A 17,161-nucleotide genomic window follows, 5' to 3' on the forward strand; every position below is an offset into this window, starting at 1 on the left:
GGATCCGGTCATCGCCGCTCCGCCTGAACGGAGAGGAAGCGCAATTTGGGGCTCAGCACCTTCTGGATGCCGTAGCGGATCTCCGCGTCCAGGCAAACGGAATCGCCGGCGCCGAGCCGCATTTCCTGATTGCCGTAACGATAGATCGCCTCGCCCTCGAGAACATAGATGAAAACGCAGCCGTGGCCGGTATAGGTCGGCGGTGCGGCCGCCTCGTTGCGCTCGATCGTGACGATGACGCTTTCGAACTGCAGGTCGCGGCGGCGGTGGAATCCGAGCATCACGAATTCATGCTCGTGCTCGCCGAGAATGCGTCGCGAGCGCAGCCCCTCCCCGCCCCGCACCAGCGTGAAATCGGCGACCGCCGAGCCGGTATCGCGGAACAGGCCGGCGATCGGCACCTCCAGAGCGCCGGCGATCATTTCCAGCACGCTCAGCGACGGCGAGACCTGGCCGGTCTCGATGCGCGAGACCATCGCGGCCGAGACGCCGGCGCGCTGCGCCAGGTCGCGTGCGGTGATGCCCTTGAGTTCGCGCAGTTCGCGCAAGGTGCGGCCGACGGCGGCATTGACGCTGGTCGCCGGCCCCTCCCATCCGGGCGGCCCCTCCTCGCCGGTTTCCGCATCCGTCATCGTCACCTCGGCCGTGCTCATGCTGCCGCGTCCAGTCCGATGCGCCGTTCGGGCGCCGCAAACAGCGCCGCCACATCCGGATGCTCGGCCAGGATCGCCGCCGCCCCCGGGACGGCAGCGATGTCGAGACGGCCGTCCCGCCAGACCGGCACGCCGTCGACCGCGACGGTCGGGTCGATGATGTTCCAGCAAATCTCGCCCGGCGCATAGTGGCCGCAGGTGTGGAAATGCAGGATGCGCGGATTGCCGAAGGCCGATCCGCTCCAGCGCTCGTAGTGATCGTGGGCCGAACCCGGATAGGCGCAGCCGGGATGGATGCCGGCATGCCAGGAATGCACCGCGGCACCGTCGATGCCGAAACGGTCGGCCACCGACGCGACATGCGCCTCGACCCGCGCAACCTCCTCGGCCCGGCCGGACCAGCCGCGGATCCGCCCGCCGCCGATCTCGGCGACGACGGGAGAGGCGAGCGGAATGCCGTAGGGCTGGTAGTAGCGCGAGCCGGTGCCGCACAGCATGTGGGCAACCGCCACCCGGCCGGAGAAGCCGGTCGCATCGACCGGCCGGTGGACCGACTGCGGGAAGCGCTTGATCGAGGTGTCGTAAGGTGCCGCGGCCCGCTCCGGCGCGATGGCCCCGGCGAGATCGGTGCCGAGCGGACAGGTCACCCGGATTTCGCGGGCCCCGGCCAGGTGCCGGTCGATCGCGGCCGACAGCGCGACCATCGCCCGATGGTCGGCCGTGCCGAAGGGCGAGGCGAACGCGGTCTCGTCGAGCACATAGGCGACGATCGGCCGGCTGCCGGCCGGCATGGCCTTGAAGCGGAGCTGGTCGCCGAGGCGGGCCAGGAACAGGGCGTGGTCGGCCCGCGCGACCGCCTCATGCACGGCATCGGGAAGCTGGCTTGCGTCGGGGTCGAACGCGACCTCGACCGACGACACGACGAGGCCGAGCCGTTCGGCGGCCGCCGCAACAGCCGGTGCGAGACCGGCGCCGAAATAGCCGTACTGCGCACTTTCGTGAAGAATCACAAGGCTTTCACCGGCCCGCGCCGCCGCACAGGCGATGAGCAGATTGCCGGCCGCCCGGTCGACCTCATTGTCGCAAACCGGCATCGGTTCACCTCGTCATTGGAATTTGACAAGAAATCAAACCACATGCCAGATTGCCTGTCGATCAAAAACTATACCGTCAATCAACACGTGAGCGCCGACGCAAGTTGGTATCAACACGACCCCACAACCGGGGCGCAGAGCCGGAGATCGCAATGTTCCTGAGGGACTGCTGGTATGTGGCGGGCTGGTCGCGCGACATCGGCGAGGCCTTGACGCCGGTGCGCATCCTTGGCGACGCCATCGTGCTGTTCCGCAAGGCCGACGGCACGGTTGCGGCACTGGAGGATGCCTGTCCGCACCGCAAGCTGCCCCTGTCGATGGGCCGCCGCGAGGGCGACCGGGTTGTCTGCGGCTATCACGGCATGACCTTCGACGCCGGCGGCGGCTGCGTGGCGACGCCGACCCAGGAGCGCATCCCGAGCGGCGCGCGCGTCCGCTCCTATCCGACGCTCGAACGCTACGGCTTCGTCTGGATCTGGACCGGCGCTGCGGAACGCGCCGATCCGGCCAAGCTGATCGACATCCCCCACTATGACGACCCGACCTGGGGCCGGACCGCGGGCGGCGACATGGCCATCGCCTGCAACTATCTCTACATCACCGACAACCTGCTTGATCCCTCGCATGTCGCCTGGGTGCATCTGAGCTCGTTCGCCGGCGCGAAGACCGATTCCACGCCGCTCAGGACCGACGTGACTGAGACCGGCGTCGTGGTCTGGCGATGGATGATGGATACCGAGCCGCCGGCCTACTACAAGCCGCTGGTCAAGTTCGAAGGCAATGCCGACCGCAAGCAGCATTACGAATGCGTCGTGCCGTCGATCGCCATCAACAAGTCGATCTTCGCCCCGGCCGGCCATGGCGGACCGGACGCCCCGCTGCACGAGAAGACCTATATCAACATCTCGTACAACTTCATGACCCCGGTCGACGAGAGCCACAGCCACTACTATTGGTTCCAACACCGCAATACAGACCCTGAAAACCAAGAGATCTCCGAATCCATGAACCGCGGTGCCTACGGCGCGTTCACGGAGGACAAGGACGTCCTGGAGGCCGTGCAGATCGGCATGGCCAACAAGAAGACGCCGCATCTGGATCTCGCCCTCGACGCGGGCGCCCTGCGCTTCCGCAAACTGGTCGCCGCACGCATCGCCGCCGAGACCGCCGCGCCGGCCCGCGCGGCGGAACCGGTGGGGGCCTGAGGCATGGCGGGCGAAGCGACCGGCTTCCGCGACCTGACGGTGACGGCGCGCCGCCTGGAAGGCGAACGCGTCGTCTCGCTCAGCCTTGCCGCCGCCGACGGTTCGCCGCTGCCGGCCTTCGAGCCGGGCCAGTTCCTGACCTTTCGTCTGGCAGGGCCGGACGGACGACCGGTGCCGCGCAACTACAGTCTGTCGGGTGATCCGGCCGACCGGTCGCACTACCGCATCAGCGTCCGGCGCGAGGGTCCGACGGCCCTCGGGTCGGGCCACATGCACGAACAGGCCGTCATCGGCGCCTGCCTCCAGGCGAGCGGCCCGAAAGGCCGCTTCGTGCTCGATCGTGCCTCTCGCCGCCCGGTCATCCTGATCGCCGAGGATATCGGCCTGACGCCGCTCCTCGCCATGGCGCATGCGCTGGCCGCCGATCCCGCCCGAGCGGCCCTTCTGGTCCATATCGCGCGTGCTCCGGGCGAGGCGATCTTCGCCGACGAACTGGCGAGTCTCGCGGCGACGGCGCCGAACCTGCAGGTGCGGCGCCTCTCGGACGGCGCCGCCCCGCTGACGGCCGCCCATCTCACCGCCTGGCTGCCGATCGGCGACTACGAGGCCTATCTGTGCGGGCCGCAATCCTTTCTCGACGCGACCGCGGCCCTGCTCGACAGTCTCGGCCTGCGCCCCGAGCGCATCCGCACCGAGACCTTCGGCCCCGCCGCCGCGCCCCGGCCGGCCGCCGGCATCGCCTCGCCGGGCGTTTCCGCACCCATCGCCGCCCCGTCGGCGGCCCCGGCACCGGCGCCCGCTCCGGCCGGCGCCGCCCCGCGCCCCGGCATCCAGCCGACAGTGACCTTCGAACCCGCCGGACGCTCCATCGTCTGGGACCCGGCCTGCCGGACGCTGCTCGACTTCGCCGAGGCCAACGGGCTCGCCCCGGCCTATTCCTGCCGGAACGGCATTTGCGGCACCTGCCGGGCCGCCGTCGACGGGCTGGTCACCTATCTCGAAGAACCGCTCGACATGCCCGAACCGGGCTTCGCGCTGCTATGCTGCTCGGCCCCGGCAGGTCCGGTCACGGTGAGGCTCTGACATGGCAGGCGGGGCGGGCAGCGAAGTCAGAACGGTTCGACTGCCGCCGGGGCCGCGGCGGCCGGTCTGGTATCGGCGGCAGAGCTTCGACCTTCTGGTCTTCACCCTGCTCGGCGCCGGCCTTGTCTGGATCGCCGTGCACGGTGCCCAATCGATGGGCTACCGTTGGCAATGGTTCCGCGTGCAGCGCTATCTCTGGCGCGTGGTCGACGGCGAGATCATCTGGGGGCCGCTGATCCAGGGGCTCCTCGTCACCCTGCAGATCTCGGCCATCGCCATGGCGATCGCGCTCGTGCTCGGCCTTGTCGTCGGGTTGATGCGGCTGTCCGGCGGCATCATGGCCGGGATCGTCTCGACCGCCTATGTCGAGGTGGTGCGCAACACGCCGATCTTGGTGCAGATGCTGATCTTCTACTTCATCATCGCCCAGATCCTCGGCATCAATCGCTTCTGGTCGGGCGTGCTCTGTCTTGCGCTCTATCAGGGCGCCTTCGCCTCCGAGATCGTGCGCGCCGGCATCCTGTCGGTGCGCAAGGGGCAGTGGGAAGCCGCCCGCAGCCTGGGGCTCGGCGGCTTCGACACCTATCGCGACATCGTCCTGCCGCAGGCGGTGCCGCTGATGCTGCCGCCGCTCGCGGGCGTGCTGGTCAATCTCGTCAAGCATTCCTCGATCGTCAGCGTGATCGCCATTTTCGATCTGACCACCCAGGGACGGACGATCGTCTCGGATACCTTCCTTGCCTTCGAAATCTGGCTCACAGTGGCCGCACTCTATCTCGTCGTGACGCTGACGCTCTCGGGCCTGGTCGCCTGGCTGGAGCGCCGGGTGGCGGCGGGATGATCCGGGGAAACTCGCATCCGCACGATCAACGGGGAGACTGTCGCATGCGTATTCTGAAGACCATCGCCGTCACGCTGGGCCTCGCCTTCGCGGCAGCCACACTCGCGCCCTCGGGTGCCTCCGCCCAGCAGGCTTCGACGCCGCTGATCGACCAGATCAAGCAGCGCGGCAAGCTGCAAGTCGGCATGGCCAGCTTCGTCCCCTGGGCGATGCGCGACAAGCAGGGCAACTGGATCGGCTTCGAGATCGACGTGGCGACGAAGCTCGCCAAGGATCTGGAAGTGGAACTCGAATTGGTGCCGACCGCCTGGGATGGGATCATCCCGGCCTTGCTGTCGAGCCGCTTCGACGTGATCATCGGTGGACTCAGCATGACGCCGAAGCGCGCCCTGCAGGTCAATTTCACCGTTCCCTACTCGCGCTCCGGCACCGGCATCGCGGCGAACAAGAAGCTCACCGAAGGCATGAAGTGGCCGACCGACTATAACCGGGCCGACGTGACCTTCGCCTGCCGCCGCGGGACGGTGATCTGCGGGGAAATGGAGCGCGCCTTCCCGAAGGCGACGGTGCGCCAGTTCGACGATACCGCGGTCGCCATTCAGGAGGTCGTCAACGGCAACGCCCATGCGATGGGGTCTTCGGAGCCGGCGCCGACCTTCGCGGTGATCCAGAATCCGGATCGGCTGGTCAAGCCGCTCAACGACTACTTCACCTCCTCGACGGAAGGCTTCGCGATCCGTCGGGGCGATGTCGACACGCTCGCCTTCCTGAATTCCTGGGTCACGTTCAACCGGGAATCCGGCTGGCTGCAGAGCCGCCACGACTATTGGTTCAAGACGCGCGACTGGGCCGGCCAACTCGCCCAGTGATCCCAGCCGGCCCGTCGCCACGACGGGACCCGCTGCGACCGGATTGCCGGGGGCCCCCCCTCGGCAAGAGCCGGCTGTCCGGCCGCTCAGCCCGCAAGCGGTCGGACAGCCGGTTTATCCTCTCCCACACCTCCTCCCGACAGCGCCGTCGCCATGACCGCCCGGACCCGGGAAGACCGTCTCCGATGCCCGCCCTTCAGGTGACCTGCCGGTGAACGCCATGTCAGCCGCCCCGTCCCGGCCGCCGCCGCCCGCGCGCCGCCGCCGCTGGACCTGGATCGACACCGCCCTCCTGGCGGCGGTCCTCGCCGCGCTCGGCTGGTTCGTCTATCGGACCGAAGCGGTGATGTTCTACCGCTGGAATTGGAGCGTGGTCGCCAGCTACCTGATCAAGGTCGATCCCGCGACCGGCCACTGGCAGCCCAACGCGCTCCTGGACGGCCTTTTCGCCACGCTGCGGCTCGCCGTCTGGGGCCTGGTGCTGGCGACCCTGATCGGCGTGCCGATGGGCGTCGCGCGCAACAGCCGGCGGCTGTTCCCGCGGCTGGTCTCCGGCCTCTACGTGATGGTGATCCGCAACATCCCGCCGCTGGTGTTGGTCTTCGTGGTGGCCTTCTTCGTCGCGAACCAGATCCTGCCCGGGCTCGGCATCCGCGCCGCGCTCGCCCGCGCGCCGGACTGGCTGCAGGCGACCTGCGCCGTCCTGTTCGGGCCGCCGAAGATCATCGAGAACATCATCGTCGGCCTTCTGTGCCTGGCCATCTTCACCGGCGCCTATGTCGCCGAGATCGTGCGCGCCGGGATCGAATCCGTGCCGCGCAGCCAGATCGAAGCCGGCGAAAGCCTGGGCCTGACGCGGTTCCAGATCCTCTGGGACGTGATCCTGCCGCAGGCGCTGCGCAACGTGCTGCCGCCGCTCGCCAACCAGTTCATCCAGATGATCAAGGATTCGTCGCTCGTCTCGCTGGTGTCCGTGCAGGAATTGACCTTCGTGGCGCAGGACGTCCAGATCGCGACGCAACGGGTGTTCGAAGTGTTCCTCTTCGTCGGCTTCCTCTACTTCGCCGTCTGCTGGAGCCTGTCGCGGCTGTTCGCCCGCCTCGAGGCTCGCGCCCGGGCGGCCGGATGACCGCCCCGATGGCTCCCACCGCCTCCATCGACCTCAAGGCCCCCGGCAAGCGGATCGGCCATATCGAACTGGTCTGGTCGGACGATGTCCATGCCTACGGGGTCATTCCGGTGCCGATCGTCGCCATCGTCGGCGGCGACGGCCCGACCGCGCTGGTCACCGCCGGCGTCCACGGCGACGAGTACGAAGGCCTGGTCATCGCCCGCAGCCTGGCGGCGCGCCTTGAGCCCGGCGATCTCGCCGGCCGGCTGATCGTGATGCCGGCCCTCAACTGGCCGGCCGTGGAGGCGCGCGCGCGCACATCGCCGATCGACCGGCAGAATCTCAACCGCGCCTTTCCGGGCGGCAGCGAGGGGCCGACCGCGCTGATCGCCGCCTTCGTCGAAGGCCTGCTGCCCGAGATCGATATCGCCATCGACCTGCATTCCGGCGGCACGCAATCGATCTACACGCCCTGCGGCTATGTCTACGCCATGGGGCCGCGCGCCTTCCGGGCCCGCAAACTGGCTGCCGCCCATGCCTTCGGCGCGCCGGTGACGGCCGTCGTCGCCGCCACTGCCTCGTCGGGGTCGCTGTCCGGAGCCTGCGAGCGGCACGGCGTGCCGATGGTGGCGACCGAACTCGGCGGCGGTGCTCGCCTCGACCGCGCCGCCCAGGCGATCGGCGAGGCCGGCACCCTCAACCTGCTGCGCCATGCCGGCGTGCTGCATGGCACCGCGATCGCCACCCGCACGTCCTTCCGGCACACGCCCTCGCGCCGCGACCATGTGATGGCGCCGATCGACGGGCTGGCCGAGACGGTGGTGGCGCCGGGCGACATAGTGGAAGCCGGCCAGTTGGTGGCGCGGGTCTGGCCGACCGACGATCTCGCCCGCCCGCCGGTCGAGGTCCGCTTCGCCGAAGCCGGCATGGTGATGGCGGTCCGGACCATGCCGATGGTGCGGCGTGGCGATACGCTCTGCCATACGGGCATACCGATGAGCGACGACGAATTTCTGGGAGTGGACCGATGACTGCCGCGCCGATGATCACCATGACCGGCGTGAACAAGTGGTTCGGCCGGTTCCACGTGCTGAAGGATATCGACCTCGCGGTCGCGACCGGGGAGCGGATCGTGATCTGCGGGCCGTCCGGCTCGGGCAAGTCGACGCTGATCCGCTGCATCAACCGGCTCGAAGAGCATGACGAGGGCCGCATTGTCATCGACGGCATCGAACTCGACGAGGACACCCGCAACATCGCCGCGATCCGGCGCGAAGTCGGCATGGTGTTCCAGCAGTTCAACCTGTTCCCGCACCTGACCGTCCTGGAGAATTGCGTGCTCGCCCAGCGCCGCGCCCGCGGTACCCCGCGCAAGGAGGCGGAGGCGCGCGCCATGCACTATCTCGAGCGCGTCCGCATCCCGGAGCAGGCCGACAAGTATCCGGCCCGCCTGTCTGGCGGCCAGCAGCAGCGCGTGGCCATCGCCCGCTCTCTGTGCATGGAGCCGAAGGTGATGCTGTTCGACGAGCCGACCTCCGCGCTCGATCCGGAAATGATCAAGGAGGTTCTCGACGTGATGATCGATCTGGCCGGCACCGGCATGACCATGATCGTCGTCACCCACGAAATGGGCTTCGCCCGCAAGGTCGCCGACCGCATGGTGTTCATGGACGAAGGCCGCATCGTCGAGATCGCCCCGCCGGCGGACTTCTTCGCCGCCCCCAAATCCGACCGCGCCAGCCTGTTCCTGAGCCGCATCCTGACGCATTGAGGCCGGCGGATCGCGCGCCGCGCATCACCCTTTCGGCAGCGGCGCCATGATGTCGTCGAGGGCGACGAAGGCGGTCTTGGGCGGGACCGGACGGTCCGGGTCGTGGTCCTTGAGCACCTGGAAGACGCGCTGGCGCAGCGGCGAGGAGCTTTCGAAATCCGCATAGGCCCGCTGCAGCACCGCCTTGGCGCGGGCGGCGACGACGCTATCCGGCAGTCCGTCGAAATCCTCGCCGGCGAGATATTCGCCCATCCGCTTCAGGATATGCAGCCGCGCGACCTGCAGCACCTTCGGGTCGAAGGTGACGCCCAGTGCCAGGAAGAAGTCCTCGGCGGCGGAGAGCCGCTTCAGGCGGGCGAGGATGTCGGTCACGTCGATCGGGCGATCGTCCAGGGAACAGCTCATCGGGGTCACTCCGGTTGGATGTCGGGGCGGGTCTCGCCGGCACGGGTCTCGCAGCCTCGGGGCTCGCCGCCGCCCGGCTCCAGGCGGCGCTGCAGATGGGCGAGGCGAACCTCCAGGAAGTCGATCCGGTCGACCAGGGCGGCGACCGCCTCCCCGACCGGATCGGGCATCAGGTGATGTTCGAGGTCGATGCGGCCGTCGCCGAGCCGGCGCCGACTGGCGGCGGGCCTGACCACGCGGCCCGGAATGCCGACCACCGTCATCGAGGGCGGCACGTCCTCGATGACGACCGAATTGGCGCCGACCCGGGCGCCCGCACCGACCGTGATCGGGCCGAGGATCTTGGCGCCCGCCCCGACCAGCACGCCGTCCTCCAGCGTCGGATGGCGCTTGCCGCCCGACCAGGAGACGCCGCCGAGCGTGACGCCGTGATAGATGGTCACGTCGTCGCCGATCTCGGCCGTCTCGCCGATCACCACGCCGGCGCCGTGGTCGATGAAGAAGCGCCGGCCGATCGCCGCGCCGGGATGGATGTCGACATTGGTCAGGAAGCGGCCGAGCCACGACAGGAACCGTCCGGAGAAGCGGAATCCGCCCCGCCAGAGCCGATGCGCCAGGCGATGCCAGACGATGGCGTGGACGCCCGGATAGGTCAGCACGATTTCGAGCGTCCCGCGCGCGGCCGGGTCGCGCGCCCGGACGCAGGCGACATCCTCGCGGATCGAGGCCAGGAGCGATGGGCGTGCCGGCTGCACCGGCAGAGCGGTCGATGGACCGGCGACGACGAGTTCGGCCATGGCCTCCTCCTCCTCCGAGGCGTTCCCTTCAATGGGCGAGGCGGGCATCCGGACCGGGCTCCCGATCCAGAAAATCGGCCGCCTCGACCAGCAGCCTCTCCAAGTCGTCCGGCGGGACGGTCCCCTTGACCGCTTCGGCCCGGTGGCGGACCAGCGCGAGCAGCACCGGCGCGACCGCCGGATCGAGCGTCAGGCCGCGTTCGGCCAGCACATGGGCGAGCGCCGCCTGGCCGGAATGCTTGCCGACCACGAAGCGGTGGTCGCGCCCGATCAGCGCCGGGTCGAGCCCCTGATAGGTCTCGCGCGCGCCGAGCAGGGCGGCGACATGGATGCCGGATTCGTGGGTGAAGACATCCCGCCCGACGATCGCCTTGCCGGCCGCGATCGGCCGGCGGGCGGCGCGCGCGACCCGTTCGGCGAGGCCCGTCAGGGCCGGCAGCGCCACGCCCGAGACGCCGAGGCCGAGCCGGGCGACACCGACCGCGACCTCCTCCAGCGCCGCATTGCCGGCCCTTTCGCCGAGGCCGCAGACGGTCACCGAGACATGGCTCGCGCCGGCCCGGACCGCCGCCAGACTGTTGGCGGTGGCGAGCCCGAGATCGTCATGGCCGTGGAACTCGATCGCCAGATCGGATGCCGCGACCATGTCGCCGACCAGCCGCGCGGTCGCGAAGGGATCGAGGATGCCGACCGTGTCGGCGAGGCGCAGGCGGAAGGCCCCGGCCATCGCCGCCGTCTCGGCGACGCGCTTCAGGTGGTCGGGATCGGCGCGCGAGGCATCCTCGCCGCCGACCGCGACCGCGAAACCGGCATCAAGCGCCATCGGCACCATGCGGCGGATGCGGGCCAGCGCCTCCTCCCGGCCGATGCCGAGCTTGGCGGACAGCTGCAGGTCCGACATCGGGATGGAGAGATTGACGAAGGGCACGCCGCAACTGCGGGCGGCACGCAGGTCGGCCTCCGTCATCCGGCACCAGGCCATCAGCCGGACGGGCGGCGCCAAGCCGGCGACCGCCCGGATCGCCTCGATCTCCGCCGCCCCCATGGCCGGCGTGCCGACCTCGATCTCGTCGACGCCGGCTTCGGCGAGCGCCGCCGCGATGGCGACCTTCTCGGCGACCGAGAAGGCGACGCCGGGCGACTGCTCGCCGTCGCGCAGCGTCGTGTCGTTGAGGTGGATGCGCCGCGCCGCGGTCATCGGCTCGCCCCCGCGTCCCGCCGCCGTCACGCGTAGACCGGCTTGAAGGCAGCCGGGGCCTCGCCGGCGCCCTGCCAGAAGGGCGACAGGTCGCGCAGCTTCTCGATGATCGGCGGCATGGCCTCGATCACACGGTCGACATCCTCGTCGTTGTTCTCGCGCGAGAAGGAAAAGCGGGTCGCGCCGTGGGCGGCCGTGTAGGGCACGCTCATGGCGCGCAGCACATGGCTCGGTTCGAGCGAACCGGAGGTGCAGGCCGAGCCGGACGAGGCCGCAATGCCGGCCCGGTTCAGGAGCAGCAGGATCGCCTCGCCCTCGATGAACTCGCAGGCGATGTTGCAGGTGTTGGGCAGCCGGTTGTCGACATCCCCGGTGACGAAGGTGTTGGGGATGCGCTGCAGGAGGCCCTTCTCCAGCCGGTCGCGCAAGCCGCGGACCCGGGTGACCTCGTCATGCATGGCTTGTTCGGCGAGCTCAGCCGCCTTGCCGAGGCCGACGATGCCGGGCGTGTTCTCGGTGCCGCCGCGCCGGCCGCGCTCCTGCTGGCCGCCCTTGATCTGCGAGCGGAAGCGCACGCCGCGCCGGACATAGAGCGCGCCGATGCCCTTCGGGCCGTGCAGCTTGTGTCCGGACAGCGACAGCATGTCGATGGCGGTCGACTTCAGATCGATCGGGATCTTGCCGACCGCCTGCACGGCGTCGGTATGGAACAGCGCCCCGACCGCCTTCGCCTCCTCGGCGAGTTCGACGACCGGAAACAGGGTGCCGGTCTCGTTGTTGGCCCACATGATCGAGACGATCGCGACCCGGGTCGACAGCGCCGCCCGGTAGGCGTCGCGGTCGAGCCGGCCCTTGGCGTCGACCGGGATGATGTGGACCTTGATGCCGCGCGTCTTCTCCAGATGGGCGGCGAGCGCCAGGATGGCCGGATGCTCGACCGCCGAGGTGATCATCTCGGTGCGCTCCGGCATGGCTTCGAGCGCCGACAGGATGGCGGCATTGTCGCTCTCGGTGCCGCCGGAGGTGAACACGATCTCGTGGTCGAACTCGGCGCCGATCAGGCTCTGCAGCTGCTTGCGCGCCCGCTTCACCGCGCCGCCGACCTCCGCCCCGAAGGCGTGCATGGAGGAGGGATTGCCGAATTGCTCGGTGAAGTAGGGCAGCATGGCGGCGACCACCTGCGGGTCGACCCGGGTCGTGGCGTTGTTGTCGAGATAGACGGGTTTCATGACGACGCTTCCCCACGAGAACGAAGGACGGGGCGGGACCGGCCGCGGCCCCGAACGGAACGAGCGAGTTGCGGAACCGCAGGATCTGAGCGCGTCAGACCGGCACCACCTTGAGCGGGATGCCGAGCTTCTCGATCAGCTTTTCGCGCACGCCCGAAATGGTCACCGAGGCCATCTGGCAGCCGACGCAGGCACCCGACAGCTTGACCTGGACGGTATCGCCGTCGACATCGACCAGCTCGCAATCGCCGCCGTCGGCCTTCAGGTACGGCCGCAGCCCCTCGATGGCGGCCTCGATCGCCTTGATCTTCTGCAGTGTGGTCAGCTTCGGCGCGGCAGGCCGCGACGGCGCCAGCGGCGAGACCGCCGGGCTGCGCGGCGCGGGCGCCGCCATGCGAGCCGGGGCGGGAGCCGCCGCCGCACCGGCCAACGGCCGGGCCGCCATGACGCGGTCGATGTCGACCTTGGGCTGGCGCAGTTGCTTCGGCTGGGCCTTGGCCTTCATCGCGCGCGGATCGACCGAGCCGATCCGGTAGGCGGCCTCCGCGGTGATCAGCCCGTCCTCGACCATGCTGTCGTTGACCCGGGCGAGCACCTGCTCGATGCCCTCGAAGCAGGTCAGGCAGCCGCCGCCGGCCTTGGTGTAGAAGGTGACCTGCTCGGGCGTGGTCAGCTTGTTGACCCGGATCGCCCGCTCGATCACGCCCTCGTCGACGCCGAAGCACTTGCAGACGAGCGCGCCCTCCTCGTGGTCGTCATGCCACTCCTCGCCGCGATAGTTGGCGACGGCGGCCTGCAGCGCCTCGTAGCCCATCACCGAGCAGTGCATCTTCTCCGGCGGCAGGCCGCCGAGGAAGTCGGCGATGTCCTGGTTGGTCAGCGCCAGGGCCTCGCCGATGGTCTTGCCGGTGACGATCTCGGTCAGCGCCGACGAGGAGGCGATCGCCGAGCCGCAGCCGAAGGTCTGGAAGCGGGCCTCCTCGATGACTTCGGTCGCCGGGTTCACCTTCAGCATCAGCTTGAGCGCATCGCCGCAGGAGATCGCGCCGACCTCGCCGACCGCGTTGGCGCCGGCCAGCACGCCGGCATTCTTGGGGTTGAAGAAGTAGTCCTTGACCTTGTCGGTATAGTCCCACATGGGCGGCTCCGCACGGCGCGTCGTTGGAAGAAGGCCCGGCTGCAACCGCCGGGCCGGGCGGCGTCAGCCGAAGGACTTCCCGCAGGAGCACTTCGAGGCGGCGTTCGGGTTGTTGAAGACGAAGCCGGAACTCTCCAGGCCGGTGACGAAATCGACCGTCATGCCGGAGACATGCGGCTGCGAGCCGGTATCGACGAACAGCTTGACGCCGCCCTGGTCGATCACCGCGTCGCCGTCGCGCGTCGTGGTCTCGAGCCCCATCATGTATTTGAAGCCGGCGCATCCGCCGGCCTGGACCATGATGCGCAGGCCCTCCGCCGGCTGGGCGGAACGGGAGATCGCGGTCTTCACGGCGGCAATGGCGCTGTCGGTCAGCTGGATCATGGCATGTCCCCTCGCAGGAATGACTGAGGGGGTTTTTGCACGAGCCGTGCCATGTCTTAGGCTATTGATTTTATTATACTAAGTGATTTGTCTGTTTGTGTTCAATGCGACAAGGTCGGGATTGCGACACGGGCCATGACGTCGAACCAGCGCCCGGACGTCGCCATGTCGGTCGACTTGATGTAATCGGAGGTTGCGCACGATCAACGATCTCCGGGGTCCGGAAGCCATGCTGCACAAACTGCATCACCTCGTCGGGGACAGCTGGGAGCCCCTGACATATCCCGCGGTCTACCGGCGGGAAACAACGACCGACGGCAACGACCGCATCGTGGCGACGGTCCCGCGCAGCGATCCAGCCATCTTCATGGCCCTGGCCGAGCAGATCGCCGCGCCTTGCTGCTTTCTCTATGTCCTGGTCACGCCGCGCGGCGAGGGCGAACCGGGGCGCTACGAAAGCGAACCGCTCGACGCCGGGCAGGTCCGCGATTTCCTGTTCCGATTTGGCAGTTTCCTGCAACAGGACAGCCGGTGCTCCCTCTGGCTGCATTCCTTCGCGGACGGGGCGACCGTCGTCTGGGACCATCACGATCTGATCTTCGGCTACGGCCCGCTGGACCGCTACGTCGCCGCCCTGAATTTTCTCGGTTTCCAGGTCGGCGAGCCCGCCATCCCGTTCCCGCATTCCCACAACTACCACGCTTCACTGGACTCCCAGGCGACCGACATCCTCGAAGCCTTCGACTGGCTTCGGAAGCCTTTGCAGCCGGACGACGACTGAGGCCGGATGTGCGTTCAAACGCTCACGGATCGGCGAAATCGGCGCCCGGATCGAGCGGGCTGTGGCGCAGGAGCCGGCTGTCGGCGACGCCGGCCTGGCGGTGCACCATCGCGGCGCGATAGACGGGATCGCGGATCATCGCCACGAAGGCGCCGACGCTCGGATATTCGGCGATGAAGGCGAGGTCCCAGGCTTCGGATTTCGGGCCGATCAGCATGAATTCCGGCCGGCCGCGCCAGACGATGCGCCCGCCGAGCCGCTCGAAGACCGGCCGGCTCTCGCGCCCATAGGCCGCATAGGCCTCCCGCCCGGTGGCGACGCGGCCGTCCGGATATTCGGCGCGCGCCTTCAGGCGGACCAGGTTCAGCATGTGGATCGGGCCGGGCCGGTCGGCCGCCGCGAAGGCGGCGAAATCCTCGCGCCCGAAGGCGGTATGCACCGTGGCATTGTCGTTCATGGGCCCGTCCTCCACCGCCGTACCCGGCCGAAGCCACCGTCGTGGCCGGCGAGGTTCGTCGAGGACGGAGCATAGTGAAGGATCGGCCGCCCTGGCCACCCCGCCGGACGGCCGGAAACCGCACAACCGCTCAGGCCGCCCGAGCGACCTCGCGGCGGACCTGCGCGATGCGGCTCATGCCGTCCTCGGCGCCGAAGCAGTCGGCGAAATCGGTGCAGACGGCGCAGCTCGGCGCGGTGCACAGCACGAAGCCCTCGGCCTCGCACAGGCGGCGGTAGAAGTACTTCTTCCAGCGCATGTTTTGGGTGTTGCCGGCATGCAGGGCGGGGAAATGGCGCGCGATCAGCCGGCCGAGCTCCGGCCGTTCGAACAGGCCGAGATCCTGCCAGAGATGGTCGTCCTTCATCGCCCGCCGGGCGATCGCTGCGGCCAGCCAGGCCGACAGCCGGCCGTCCGGTGGCGATCCGGTCCCGGCGGCCAGGGCGACGCCGTCGGACATGTCGACGCCGCCCGCGAAGGCACCGCCGTGCGGGGCGGCCGGGCGGGCGCGGTGTTCGAGCAGCAGGTCGCGCACCATCCCCTCCTCCATGTCGGCGGCCGGGTTCGGCGCCGCATCGAGCGCGAAGGGCGTGCGCGGCATCAGCGGGAACCAGGCGGTCAGGATGTCGACCAGCGCGCCCGCATCGAGCCCGGTCGCCGTGGTCACCGCGATGCCCTCGGCCTCGGCTTCGGCCAGGCCGGTCGCCAGGATGCAGGCCAGCACATGGGTGTCGAAGGCGGTCGCCTCGTCGCGAGGCGGCCACTGGGCAGCGCGCAGGCAGGCATAGTGGTGGGCGAACATGGCAGGCCCCCGTTCCGACACCGGCGTGTCGGATGTCCGACGCGACCGGACCGCCCGGCCGCCTCTCGGGGGGAATTTCGCAAGCGCCATGCCGGCCGGGCCGGCCTGCGTAGTCGTCCGGAGGCCTGTCGCATCGCGACGGGTCGCGGGACCGAGATCAGGCCGGGCCGAGCGTCACGGCCACGTCCCGCGGGCGTGCCGTATAGGGCCAGGACGTGACCAGCAGCCCGGCGCCCGCGGCCACATAGGCGGCGGCATTGTCGGGCGAGATGCCGCCGGCGGCGGCGATCAACGGCGCCCGCGCCAGGCCCGCATAGGCGGCGGCAACCGCGGCGACGGCCTCGGGGGCGAATTTCTCGAGCTGCACCGTATCGAATCCGGCCGCTGCGGCGGCGATGGCGGCGTCGACATCGTGCACCTCGACGGCGATTGACTTCTCAGGCTCAGCCGCCCGCAGCCGGGCCGCGAGGCCGGCGAGATCGAGATCCGGCAGGAAGGCGCGATGCTCGGCGAAGACCAGGATGGTCTCCGACAGCCCGTGCCGGTGCAGGATGCCGCCGCCGGCGCGCACGGCCAGCTGCGACAGGAACCGCGCGCCCGGCACGGTCTTGCGCGTGCAGGCGACGCGCACCTTCGGGTCGACCGCCGCGGCGGCCTGTGCCACGGCGGCGGTGGCGCTGGCGATGCCGGAGGCGATTTCGACCAGGGTCTGGGCGGATTTCCACGCCCGGTGCAGGGCGGCCGCCGTGCCGGAGGCCGTGAGGAGCAGGTCCCCGGGCTTGGCCGGCGTGCCGTCGCGGCCATGCAGCCGGGCCGTTCCGCCGGCCGCCTGGACCAGCCGGACGGCGATGTCGAGACCGGCCGGCACCATGGCGTCCCGGGCGCGGAACGCCATGCGGGCCGGCGCATCGCCGATGCCGAGCGCGGTCGTGGTCAGATCGCCCGAGGGCGCATCCTCGGCGAGCAGGCGCTCGATCGCCGCCAGGGCGATCATGGCACGGCGATGATCACGTCGGACGACTTGATCACCGCATGGGCCTCGCTGCCGATCTCCAGGCCGAGATCCTTGGCCGCCTCGTTGGTGATCGAGGAGGAGATGATCATGCCGGCGGCGATCTCGATCTTGACCACCGTGGTGGTCGCGCCGGTGGTGACGGCGACGACCTTGCCCTTGAGCACGTTGCGGGCGGACAGCTTCATCCTGACATTCTCCCGATCGGCGGGCGCGACCGGACGGTCCGCCTCATGCTATATCCTAGCGGGAACGGATCGGCTTGGCCATCCGACCAAATCCCGATGGCATT

At 69.4% G+C, this 17,161-nt stretch carries 20 protein-coding genes; 8 read left to right on the forward strand and 12 right to left on the reverse strand.

The window, feature by feature from the left end:
* Positions 1-8 precede the first annotated feature (8 nt).
* Positions 9-653 (reverse strand): helix-turn-helix domain-containing protein, encoded by a 645-nt coding sequence (locus KL771_RS03590; RefSeq protein ID WP_261967198.1) that lies wholly within the window; start codon positions 651-653, stop codon positions 9-11.
* Positions 650-1,747, reverse strand: coding sequence for a hypothetical protein (locus KL771_RS03595; protein WP_261967199.1), 1,098 nt, complete (start codon positions 1,745-1,747; stop codon positions 650-652). The genes KL771_RS03590 and KL771_RS03595 overlap by 4 nt, the downstream gene beginning before the upstream one ends.
* A gap of 152 nt (positions 1,748-1,899) precedes the next feature.
* Between KL771_RS03595 and KL771_RS03600 the strand changes: the two genes are divergently transcribed.
* From KL771_RS03600 to KL771_RS03630, 7 genes are all read left to right on the forward strand, one after another.
* Positions 1,900-2,952, forward strand: a complete 1,053-nt coding sequence (locus KL771_RS03600; RefSeq protein ID WP_261967200.1) for an aromatic ring-hydroxylating dioxygenase subunit alpha — start codon at positions 1,900-1,902, stop codon at positions 2,950-2,952.
* A 3-nt stretch (positions 2,953-2,955) separates the two neighbouring features.
* Positions 2,956-4,035 (forward strand): flavin reductase family protein, encoded by a 1,080-nt coding sequence (locus KL771_RS03605; protein ID WP_261967201.1) that lies wholly within the window; start codon positions 2,956-2,958, stop codon positions 4,033-4,035.
* Between the two features lies 1 nt (position 4,036).
* Entirely contained in the window at positions 4,037-4,876 is an 840-nt protein-coding gene (locus KL771_RS03610; protein WP_261967202.1) for an amino acid ABC transporter permease, read from the forward strand.
* 44 nt (positions 4,877-4,920) lie between these two features.
* Positions 4,921-5,745 carry a transporter substrate-binding domain-containing protein gene (locus tag KL771_RS03615; RefSeq protein WP_261967203.1) on the forward strand — a complete coding sequence of 275 codons (825 nt, stop codon included), beginning with the start codon at positions 4,921-4,923 and terminating at the stop codon, positions 5,743-5,745.
* 220 nt (positions 5,746-5,965) lie between these two features.
* Positions 5,966-6,874 carry an amino acid ABC transporter permease gene (locus KL771_RS03620; protein ID WP_261967624.1) on the forward strand — a complete coding sequence of 303 codons (909 nt, stop codon included), beginning with the start codon at positions 5,966-5,968 and terminating at the stop codon, positions 6,872-6,874.
* 8 nt (positions 6,875-6,882) lie between these two features.
* Positions 6,883-7,887 (forward strand): succinylglutamate desuccinylase/aspartoacylase family protein, encoded by a 1,005-nt coding sequence (locus KL771_RS03625; RefSeq protein ID WP_261967204.1) that lies wholly within the window; start codon positions 6,883-6,885, stop codon positions 7,885-7,887.
* On the forward strand, positions 7,884-8,627 hold the full coding sequence (locus KL771_RS03630; RefSeq protein ID WP_315901474.1) for an amino acid ABC transporter ATP-binding protein: 744 nt from the start codon (positions 7,884-7,886) through the stop codon (positions 8,625-8,627). Before KL771_RS03625 ends, KL771_RS03630 begins: the two co-directional genes overlap by 4 nt.
* 24 nt (positions 8,628-8,651) lie before the next feature.
* On the opposite strand, the gene nifW is transcribed toward KL771_RS03630, so the two are convergent.
* The 6 genes from nifW to KL771_RS03660 all read right to left on the reverse strand — a co-directional run bounded on the left by nifW (position 8,652) and on the right by KL771_RS03660 (position 13,778).
* Positions 8,652-9,032, reverse strand: coding sequence for a nitrogenase stabilizing/protective protein NifW (gene nifW, locus KL771_RS03635; protein ID WP_261967205.1), 381 nt, complete (start codon positions 9,030-9,032; stop codon positions 8,652-8,654).
* 5 nt (positions 9,033-9,037) lie between these two features.
* On the reverse strand, positions 9,038-9,829 hold the full coding sequence (cysE, locus tag KL771_RS03640) for a serine O-acetyltransferase (protein WP_261967206.1): 792 nt from the start codon (positions 9,827-9,829) through the stop codon (positions 9,038-9,040).
* A gap of 28 nt (positions 9,830-9,857) precedes the next feature.
* Entirely contained in the window at positions 9,858-11,027 is a 1,170-nt protein-coding gene (gene nifV / locus KL771_RS03645; RefSeq protein ID WP_261967207.1) for a homocitrate synthase, read from the reverse strand.
* A gap of 26 nt (positions 11,028-11,053) precedes the next feature.
* Positions 11,054-12,256, reverse strand: a complete 1,203-nt coding sequence (gene nifS / locus KL771_RS03650) for a cysteine desulfurase NifS (protein ID WP_261967208.1) — start codon at positions 12,254-12,256, stop codon at positions 11,054-11,056.
* Between the two features lie 94 nt (positions 12,257-12,350).
* Positions 12,351-13,394 carry a Fe-S cluster assembly protein NifU gene (nifU, locus tag KL771_RS03655; RefSeq protein WP_261967209.1) on the reverse strand — a complete coding sequence of 348 codons (1,044 nt, stop codon included), beginning with the start codon at positions 13,392-13,394 and terminating at the stop codon, positions 12,351-12,353.
* A 63-nt stretch (positions 13,395-13,457) separates the two neighbouring features.
* A complete protein-coding gene (locus tag KL771_RS03660; protein WP_054358109.1) occupies positions 13,458-13,778 on the reverse strand; it encodes a HesB/IscA family protein in 321 nt (106 codons plus the stop codon).
* 229 nt (positions 13,779-14,007) lie between these two features.
* On the opposite strand from KL771_RS03660, the gene KL771_RS03665 reads away from it, so the two are divergent.
* Positions 14,008-14,559, forward strand: a complete 552-nt coding sequence (locus tag KL771_RS03665) for a hypothetical protein (RefSeq protein WP_261967210.1) — start codon at positions 14,008-14,010, stop codon at positions 14,557-14,559.
* A 22-nt stretch (positions 14,560-14,581) separates the two neighbouring features.
* On the opposite strand, the gene KL771_RS03670 is transcribed toward KL771_RS03665, so the two are convergent.
* From KL771_RS03670 to KL771_RS03685, 4 genes are all read right to left on the reverse strand, one after another.
* Complete coding sequence (locus tag KL771_RS03670; protein ID WP_261967211.1) at positions 14,582-15,016, reverse strand: DUF1330 domain-containing protein; 435 nt, start codon at positions 15,014-15,016, stop codon at positions 14,582-14,584.
* Between the two features lie 130 nt (positions 15,017-15,146).
* On the reverse strand, positions 15,147-15,857 hold the full coding sequence (locus tag KL771_RS03675; RefSeq protein ID WP_261967212.1) for a nitrogen fixation protein NifQ: 711 nt from the start codon (positions 15,855-15,857) through the stop codon (positions 15,147-15,149).
* A 157-nt stretch (positions 15,858-16,014) separates the two neighbouring features.
* Positions 16,015-16,851 carry a ModD protein gene (gene modD / locus KL771_RS03680; RefSeq protein WP_261967213.1) on the reverse strand — a complete coding sequence of 279 codons (837 nt, stop codon included), beginning with the start codon at positions 16,849-16,851 and terminating at the stop codon, positions 16,015-16,017.
* Entirely contained in the window at positions 16,848-17,057 is a 210-nt protein-coding gene (locus KL771_RS03685) for a TOBE domain-containing protein (RefSeq protein ID WP_054358112.1), read from the reverse strand. Before KL771_RS03685 ends, modD begins: the two co-directional genes overlap by 4 nt.
* Between the last annotated feature and the right edge of the window lie 104 nt (positions 17,058-17,161).

It is taken from the genome of Prosthecodimorpha staleyi (assembly GCF_018729455.1).
Classification (GTDB): Bacteria; Pseudomonadota; Alphaproteobacteria; order Rhizobiales; family Ancalomicrobiaceae; genus Prosthecodimorpha; species Prosthecodimorpha staleyi.